This is a genomic window from Streptomyces sp. NPDC054841, assembly GCF_053611045.1.
Genome location: NZ_JBSGZO010000524.1, coordinates 1 through 5,486, shown reverse-complemented (window position 1 = coordinate 5,486; position 5,486 = coordinate 1). Strand labels below are relative to the sequence as shown.

At 74.7% G+C, this 5,486-nt stretch carries 2 protein-coding genes and 1 tRNA gene; 1 reads left to right on the top strand and 2 read right to left on the bottom strand.

The features are described from left to right. Positions 1-153 precede the first annotated feature (153 nt). Both ACWGI8_RS38345 and ACWGI8_RS38340 read right to left on the bottom strand, forming a co-directional pair. Positions 154-4,317, bottom strand: a complete 4,164-nt coding sequence (locus ACWGI8_RS38345; protein WP_453668062.1) for a PAS domain-containing protein — start codon at positions 4,315-4,317, stop codon at positions 154-156. A 280-nt stretch (positions 4,318-4,597) separates the two neighbouring features. Continuing rightward, complete coding sequence (locus tag ACWGI8_RS38340; RefSeq protein WP_453668061.1) at positions 4,598-5,059, bottom strand: SSI family serine proteinase inhibitor; 462 nt, start codon at positions 5,057-5,059, stop codon at positions 4,598-4,600. A 302-nt stretch (positions 5,060-5,361) separates the two neighbouring features. On the opposite strand from ACWGI8_RS38340, the gene ACWGI8_RS38335 reads away from it, so the two are divergent. After that, positions 5,362-5,452, top strand: a tRNA-Ser gene (locus ACWGI8_RS38335). Positions 5,453-5,486: the final 34 nt, after the last annotated feature.

The window sequence follows — 5,486 nt, the reverse complement described above, 5'->3', positions numbered from 1 at the left end:
CGCGGGACCGCCGCCGGGCGCGCCCCGCCCGCCCCCCCGGGGGGGCCCCGACGCCGTGCCGGTCCGGGCCCGCTCGGCAGCAGGAGGGTGGGGCGCGTTCGGCCTCGTCCCCCCTCGCTCACCCGCGTCCGCCCGCGCTCACCCGCGGACGGGTCAGTTCGTACCGATCTTCGCGAGCAGGTCGACGATCCGCCCCTGCACCTCGGCGCTCGTGGACCGTTCCGCGAGGAACAGGACCGTCTCGCCCGAGGAGAGCTTGGGCAGCTCCGCATGGTCGAGATCCGCCGAGGTGTAGACGACCAGAGGGGTGCGGTTCAACTGCCCGTTCGCACGCAGCCAGTCGATGATCCCGGCGCGCCGACGGCGTACCTGCATCAGGTCCATCACCACCAGGTTCGGCCGCATCTGCTGTGCCAGCGTCACCGCGTCCGCGTCCGCCCCGGCCCGCGCGACCTGCATCCCGCGCCGCTCCAGCGTCGCCGTCAGCGCGGTCGCGATGTCGTCGTGCTCCTCGATCAGCAGCACCCGGGACGGGTGCTGCTCGCTGTCGCGCGGTGCCAGTGCCTTCAGTAGTACGGCGGGGTCGGCGCCGTACGCCGCCTCGCGCGTGGCCTGCCCCAGTCCTGCCGCGAGCAGCACCGGCACCTCGGCCGCCACCGCCGCCTGGCGCAGCGACTGGAGGGCGGTGCGCGTGATCGGCCCGGTCAGCGGGTCGACGAAGAGCGCCGCGGGGAACGCGGCGATCTGCGCGTCCACCTCCTCGCGGGAGTGCACGATCACCGGCCGGTAGCCGCGGTCGCTCAGCGCCTGCTGCGTGGCGACGTCCGGCGCGGGCCAGACCAGCAACCGACGCGGATTGTCCAGCGGCTCCGGGGGCAGCTCGTCGTCGACGGGCACGGGCTGCGGCTGGTTCGACACCTCGACGGCGCCGCCGGGGCCGTCGAGCGGCTCGGGCCCCTCCGCGCCCTCGTCCGGTGCGCCTATCGCGTACGACCGGCCCTCGGCGGGAGCGGAGAGCCGCTGGTGGGGTTGCTGGGCAACCTGCGGCAGCGGGGGCTGGGGGTGCGGGTGCGGCCGCGCGGCTGTCTCGGGCAGCGGGCGCTCCCCCTCCGGCGGGGTGGCCAGCTTGCGGCGGCGCCCGGAGCCGAGCGTCTGGTTCTGCGTGGCCTGCGTGGCCTGCGTGGCTTGTGCGATCTGCGGGACAGGCGGGACCTGCGACGCGGACTGCTGGTTCTGCTGCTGGGCGATCTGCTGGGCGAACGGTACGCCCTGGCCGAGCGTGCGCACGCTGAACGCCTTGCCCTGCGACGCGTCGGCGGAAGCCGCCACTGCCTCCACGCGTGCCGGTGCGGGTTTCGGTGCGGGTGCCGGTGCCTCGGCGGGCAGTGGCTGAGCGGCGGGGCGCGGCCCGGGCGCGGTGGCCACGGCGGGTGGCAGGGGTACGGATCCGGTGCCGCCGCCTCCGGCAGTGGCAGGCGGCGTCCCGGCCTCGGCGAGGGCGGCGAGGCCCTGCCCACCAGAGGTCCCGTTCTCGGCCGTGTGCGCCCGGCGGCGGCCGGTCGGTACGGGGTGCGGCTGCGGCGGGGTGTGATCGGCGTCCGCCTCGGCATGTACGGCGTCGTGACGGCCCTCGTCGCCATGATCCGGGGCAGGGGCCGGTGCGGGCGCCGGTGCCGTCGGCGGAACCGGGGCGCGGTCGGCCTGGGCGGGCGGCAGCGCGAACGCGGCTCGCGCGCCCTCGGTGTCCCCGGTGGGCCTGGGCCGTTCCTGTGCGGTCGACAGCGCCCGCCGTGCCCGCCGCCCACCCGGCTGTGCACCGGTACCGGCGGGCTCCAGCGCACCGGCGCCGACGCCACTGCCGCCCGCACCACCGTCGTGCGACCCGCCGACCGCGACCGAGGGGCCAGGAGCGGGAGGAGCAGGAGGAGCGGGAATCGGGCTCACGCCGGATGCACCGTCCCCCCAGGGGCCGGCGGTCGTGGCGCCCGGGGAGGCAGGGGTCGTCGGACTCGTCGGCGAAGGCACACCGGCCGAAGGAGTCGAAGAAGGCGCCGGAGCCGCAGCAGTCGCAGAAGCCGCAGCAGTCGCAGAAGCCGCAGCAGTCGCGGAAGCCGAGGGAGCGGAAGAGGGAGCGGAAGGCAGTGCGGGCAGCGCCGCCTGGGCGCGGCGGGCGCGGCGGCCCGTGCCCTGGGGGGCCATCGCCTCAGGACCCACACCCTGAGGCGGGACCGTGTTCCCGATCGCCGGGCGCCCGGCGCCGGCCTCCGCGGAGGTGACGACGGAGCCTTCGGCCGCCGGGGCCGGCGCCTCCGCCTCGGCGGGGCTGGGCCGTCCGCGACGACGGCCCGTGCCACCGGCACCCGCACCGTCAACGCCGACACCACTGCCCGCGCCGTTCGTACCGCCGCCCGCGCCGTTCGTACCGCCGTTCGTACCGCCGTCCGGTTCGGCGTCCGTGCGCGCCCGGCGCCGCCCCGAAGGCTCGCCGGACGGCTCCGGTTCCACGGGGCTCTCCAGGAACGCGTCCGTGGAGGCCCGCCGTGCGCGCCGCCGACCGCCACCCGACGTGGGCGCGGACGGCACGGGCGCGGCCTCCGGCTCGGCCGGGGCGGACGGGGCCGACGGCGGCGTCACCGTCCCCGAGCCCTCGCCCAGCGGCACCTCCAGGACGTACGCACTGCCGCTCATCCCCGGCACCTCGTGCGTCTGCAGCACCCCGCCATGAGCGGCCACGATCCCGCTGACGATCGGCTCGTGCACCGGATCGCCCCCGGCGTACGGTCCCCGCACCTCGATCCGTACGACATCGCCGCGCTGCGCCGCCGCGACCACGATCGTCGAGTCGACGTACCCGCCGCCCGCTCCCACGACGACCCGGGTCTGACCGGTCGAATCGACCCCGGCGACATCGGCGATCAGATGGGCCAGGGCCGTCGCCAGTCGGGCCGCGTCCACCTCGGCCTCTATCGGCGGGGCGTGCACCGCGAACTGCGCGCGCCCAGGGCCGATCAGCTCGACCGCGCCCTCGACGCCGGCCGTCACGACCGCGTCGAGCAGCACGTTCGCCTTGGCCAGCTGGTCGGTACCGGCGTTCAGCCGCTGGAAGCCGAGCACGTTGTCGACGAGGGTGGTCATCCGGGCGTAGCCCGCGGCGAGGTGGTGCAGGATCTGGTTGGCCTCCGGCCACAGCTGCCCGGCCGGGTCCGCGGCCAGCTTGCCGAGCTCGCCCCGCAGCTCCTCCAGCGGCCCGCGCAGCGACTCGCCGAGCACGGCGATCAGCTGGGCGTGCCGGGCGGTCAGCGAGGCCTCCCGCTCGTCCCGCTCCTCGATCTCCGCGGCGTACCGCTCGGCCCTGTCGGCCAGCTCTGCCGAGTACTTCTCGTCGAGCCGGGCGATCTCGGCGGTGTACTTCTCGTCGCGCTCGGCCAGCTCGGCCGTGTGCCGCTCGTGGCGCTCGGCGATCTCCGTGGTGTGCTGCTCCGTCAGCTCCTCGTAGGGCCGTCGGTCGGTGAACGTCATCACCGCACCGACCAGCTGGTCCCCGTCCCGTACCGGCGCGGTCGTCAGGTCGACCGGCACCGGCTTGCCGTTCTTCGCCCACAGCACCTGGCCCCGGACCCGGTGCTTGCGCCCGGACCTGAGCGTGTCCGCGAGCGGCGACTCGTCGTACGGGAACGGCTCGCCGTCCGGCCGGGAGTGCAGGATCAGCGGGTGCAGCTCCTTGCCGCCGAGATCACTGGCGCGGAAGCCGAGAATCTGGGCGGCGGCCGGGTTGACGAGTACGACCCTGCCGTCGGTGTCGGTACCGACGACGCCTTCGGCGGCGGCCCGCAGGATCATTTCGGTCTGCCGCTGGGAGCGGGCGAGTTCGGCTTCGGTGTCGACGGTGCCGGAGAGATCACGCACGACGAGCATCAGAAGTTCGTCGCCCGTGTAGCTGCTGCTGCTCCCGCCGCTGCCGCTGCCGTACGAGTCGTACGCCTCGCGGCCGTCCTCCAGGCTCGCGCTGGTGACCTCGACGGGGAACTCCCCGCCGTCGGTGCGGCGCGCGACCATCCGGGTCGGCTTCGTACGGCCCCGCTCGTCAGCCGAGTCGGGTCGCCGCATCGATCCGGGGATCAGCTTCGAGTCGAAGGACGGCAGCAGATCGAGCAGACCGCGTCCGACGAGCGCCGTACCGGGCGTCTCGAACATCTCCAGGGCGATGGTGTTGGCGTTGACGACCGTGCCGTTGCAGTTGACGAGGACGAGCCCGTCCGGGAGGGCGTCGAGTATGGCTGCGAGGCGAGCAGCGCCTCGGGATGGCCTGCTGCTCACGACGACGCTTCCTCCCTGACATACAGCACCTTGCGGACGGCCGGCCCCATCTTGCCCCTCGGGCCGCGGCCTGTCACTGAAGGGAGTCTAAAGGCAGGGGATGCGCCCGCGGCGGTGGATGAGGGGGAGCTCTCACCAAGGTTCTGTGTACACGGAGTCGCCCCGCTCCCCGGGGGACGCCCTCCGGAACGCCCGCCGGCCTGGACGATGTCCGCGCCGCCCGCAGTAGTGCGGACGGTGTGCGGACAGGTGCCGGCGGCGTGCGGATGGCGTGGGTGCGCTAGTACCGGGCGGTCGGCAGGACCGGCTCCAGCTGCTCCCAGCGCCGGATCTCGCAGCCGTCGCTGCGGTCGAACGTGGCGTCGATGCTCCTGCCCTGCCAGGACCCGGTGATCCGCGCGGTGGCCGGGCCGCCGTACTGCATCGTGCACATGGAGTCCCCGTCGACCGGCTCGAACGGGTCCTGCGCATCCGTGGCGAACTGTGCCAGCTTGTCGCAGGCGGCCTGCGCCTCGGGGTGCGTGCCCCCCGCCGGGGCGCACGTCAGCTGGTACTCCCCGTTGGCATCCGGGTTCCCGGTGTCCGTGGTGGTCACGGTGAGCCGGTCCCCCGGCTCGAGCTCCAGCAGAGGCAGCGGGATCGGACCGAGCATGGACGCGCCCGCGGGCGGGGCGGTGGCGGTCAGCGCGGCGACGGAGGCTGTGGCGGTCGCGGCGACGGTGAGGACGAGGCGGCGCAGCATGGGTGCTCCTGGAGGGTCAAGGATCTGGGGACGGCGCCCCGGCATCTCTAACGCTCCGCGCGCCCGTGCGTTGCGCAACCCGGGCTGGGCCGACCGGGGCGCGAACGGCGCCGACCGGGTGCCGACCGCATGCCGGCCGTTTCTGTAGGCCGGGCGCCGGCCTGCGCCACGCTGCCCCACCGGAGCGCGGGTACCTCTTTGCCCCGGGGCCCGCGTGCCTAGTACCGTGGGGAGCGATTGGTGACACCCCACCCGGCTGTGTCATCATCTGCACGCACCACTCGCGCCCGCGCGGGTGTGCTGGAGGCGTCGCCTAGTCCGGTCTATGGCGCCGCACTGCTAATGCGGTTTGGGTCTTAAAGCCCATCGAGGGTTCAAATCCCTCCGCCTCCGCGCGATCACCGAAGCCCCGGCCCGACGGCCGGGG

Excerpts from the sequence above, each read along its gene's own strand:
- ACWGI8_RS38340 (WP_453668061.1), bottom strand. The coding sequence starts at position 5,059 with ATGCTGCGCCGCCTCGTCCTCACCGTCGCCGCGACCGCCACAGCCTCC.